This window comes from Streptomyces sp. ATLC9 (assembly GCF_057196705.1).
Genome location: NZ_JBXUOY010000621.1, coordinates 1 through 375, shown reverse-complemented (window position 1 = coordinate 375; position 375 = coordinate 1). Strand labels below are relative to the sequence as shown.

Sequence of the window (375 nt, the reverse complement as noted above, 5' to 3'; positions counted from 1 at the left end):
AGGGCGTGTTCGACCAGGGTGATCAGCGCGCTCTTCGCATCCGCGCGGTGCCGCGCGTCGGTGGTGATGATCGGCGCGTCCGGACCGATCTGCAACGCCTCGCGCACCTCGTCCGGCGTGTACGGCTGGTGCCCGTCGAACCCGTTCAGCGCGATCACGAACGGCAGACCCGAGTTCTCGAAGTAGTCCACCGCCGGGAAACAGTCCGCCAGCCGGCGGGTGTCCACCAGCACCACCGCGCCGATCGCGCCGCGCACCAGGTCGTCCCACATGAACCAGAACCGGTCCTGGCCCGGCGTGCCGAACAGGTACAGGATCAGGTCCTGGTCCAGCGTGATACGGCCGAAATCCATCGCCACCGTGGTGGTGGTCTTG

At 67.7% G+C, this 375-nt stretch carries 1 protein-coding gene; it reads right to left on the bottom strand.

Going from position 1 to position 375, the window contains the following annotated elements; genetic code table 11:
* The coding region (locus AC2CJA_RS27365; protein WP_484605297.1) for a GTP-binding protein at nt 1-375 on the bottom strand (375 nt) is incomplete at both ends.